Here is a 2,570-nt window from a genome sequence, read left to right as displayed (position 1 = left end):
GTCGTCAGAAGGAGCAGAGACAGCTCCTTCTGACGACGCTTCCAGAGACGACGAAGATCTGGAGGACGATGAAGACAATGATGATGACAACCGTTCCTCCCAATTGTCGACGTCTTTATCCCTTTCAAATAAATCCGAGGCAGCCTCTAACAATGATAAGGACGAGCAGCTGAAGGATGAATTAACTGAGAAGGAAGATGAGACCGAAAAAACCGATCCATCTTCGGCCAAGCAAGCTAACGACCAAGAGGCCAATCGCGAGTCGGATGACGATGCGAATGCTGACGATGAAGAAGCGGATGTTGAAGAAGACGAGGATAACGAGTAAATTAGTGAAAGCTTCGGGGAGCCAGGTTACTGGTACTCCCTTTTTTTGCGGTAGTACCACCTAAGGTAAACTACTTGCAAACATATCGTACATATTTGTGGTTATTAATCACACCCTTAACAACAACTTCTCACCATTTTTTAATTCGAGCTTTAGATGAAACCTCCCTGTGAACCTTTAATTGGTATATTATAGGCTCAGAGAAAAGGCTTATTCATTGTAATAGTATATTTTTTGCGCCCACTCAAAATAAAGCTTAACCTGTTGTATTTTCTCATCATGCTCCTTAAAGTCATTGTCGCTTGGATAAAGCAGTAGGGTTGTAACAGAATTGTATTACGTAAATAATCCAATGGTTTCTTGTAACCCTGACAACAGCACATTTACGTCTCTGTCCATTTTCTAAATATACAAATCGCCGGTTGCCAGGAAGATCAACTATTGAGACGTCAAATCCAAGTCGAGTTGGATCTGCCTTTACTACGGGTTGATTTGTATCGACTTTAGGTACCTCAGGAGTATATCTAGACCGTCAATTCCAACAATTTCAAAGACTATTACTTCATTAGCCTTACTTATCCCGCGATAATGAACAGTTAAATTATGCAGTGCAGGAATTTGGAACTCTGTCATCCTCAAGAGAATTCTTATGCACATTCACACTAAACGTAATTCTAAGATCATTTCCCACTTTGGATACTTGGTCGACGAGATAAGCCAGTCCATTTGGACGAAAAATTGCATTTGAAATGTCTTTCGCCGTTGCAAAGAGAACCCGTATTAACTCTACATATGGAATATAGTAAGTTATACCGCCAATCGGAATAGCCCACATTTTATTATTCATCATCTTCTGTTTCGCATAAAGATATTAACCAACACGTCTACATGGGGCTAATGAACCGCCACGGAGATATCTTGATCATACATATAACCCCTCTGAGCAATAACCTGATTCATGATACTCATTACGAATTGATCGCTTACATTTGGGGCTGCAGCTAAGCGTTTGACCTGCCAGGCAGCTGGTTGTTTTCCTTGCCCCAATAATTGCTCTACAGCCCATTGAATACGCCTTAACCGATAATTTTCAAGGGATTCACAGACTTCGGTTAACAACCGTTTACATCTAGTACCTAATCAATCCTTAAACTGTGGGTAAAGGCGTTTAGTTTGATTCTTGCTTCATTGGTGGTAAACTGCCAGCCGTTCACTTACCGCTACATGGCGCCAACCCGCTAATGGTTCCGTGAAGATGAAGATGCTGCATGTCCCGTTGCGAACGTACTCGCTGTCCTCGCGCAGTCCAGCGCTACTTTTCTATCTACAGCTATATTGACTCTTTCCCACCCTGGCACTTTCCGATCTATCTCTTTCTGCCATATTGCCTTGCATATTCCATGATGCGACGGTGCATGCTTTTGTCGGTCATATGCTTCAACGGATAGAACTGGGGCCTTGTGTTCACCTCCAGGATCCAGGCATTCCCTTTGCCGTCTAAAGCCACGTCGAGCCCCAGCTCGCGAAATCCGTTGCCATGCTCGTCAAATATTCGTCCTACGGATTCGCCAAGCTTCTTCAGCTCTTGTTCCTTCCGCCTGACAGCGGTCGTGCCGAAGCCTGCTCCAGACAGCGTCTGCCTGAAATACCCCAGTCTGCCCCCTTGGTGATAATTGGTTGCGACCTTGCCCGGTCTGCCGATTTTCGTGAAGAGCGCCGTGCTCTTCCAGCTGCCTTTGTTGGATTTTTGAACCATGACGCGGATATCGAAGGGCTGGCCTTTTGTCGCGGCGAGCTTGATGCCCTTTTGAAGCAAATAGGGACGCGTGCGAGCTTGTTTATTCAGATATTCATAGAGTGCGTCGAATGTCTTGTACCGTTTGGTCTCCGAGCTGTGTTGAAGACGGTAACCGCTTGCCAGCCTGGTGATGCGCACAATGTTAAAGCCGCCCGTGCCGCCGGTAGGCTTGAAATAGACCGTTGAATACCTGGACAACATGCTTCTAAGGTTGCCGCGGCTGTAGCGAAGCGTCTCCGGCATATAAGTTCGTATCTTGGCGCTTTTAAGCAGCCATTTTGTTTTTGTCCATTTACTTTTCACGGTGGTGCTTGAATAGCTCATTCCTGTCAACTCTCCTCTCCTCACTTCCTAGTAGTCTCTCAAAGCTAATAGTAGAGAATGGCTAGATATGGTATGATAATGCCAAAAAGAGGAATATAACGATGCGTCCTATAAAATACC

Annotated in this window: 1 protein-coding gene and 1 pseudogene; one reads left to right on the top strand and one right to left on the bottom strand. The window is 44.9% G+C overall.

Annotation, left to right across the window (positions count from 1 at the left end; all coding sequences use genetic code 11):
• Positions 1 to 328: pseudogene (locus L1N85_RS26495) on the top strand (hypothetical protein); the annotation flags it as partial.
• A 1,366-nt stretch (positions 329 to 1,694) separates the two neighbouring features.
• Here L1N85_RS26495 and L1N85_RS26490 read toward each other — a convergent pair.
• Entirely contained in the window at positions 1,695 to 2,450 is a 756-nt protein-coding gene (locus L1N85_RS26490) for a YheC/YheD family protein (protein WP_235242016.1), read from the bottom strand.
• Between the last annotated feature and the right edge of the window lie 120 nt (positions 2,451 to 2,570).

It is taken from the genome of Paenibacillus alkaliterrae (assembly GCF_021532375.1).
GTDB classification, from domain to species: domain Bacteria; phylum Bacillota; class Bacilli; order Paenibacillales; family Paenibacillaceae; genus Pristimantibacillus; species Pristimantibacillus alkaliterrae.
Note: the sequence above shows the minus strand (reverse complement) of the source record. Positions and strands in the feature narration are given on the sequence as shown.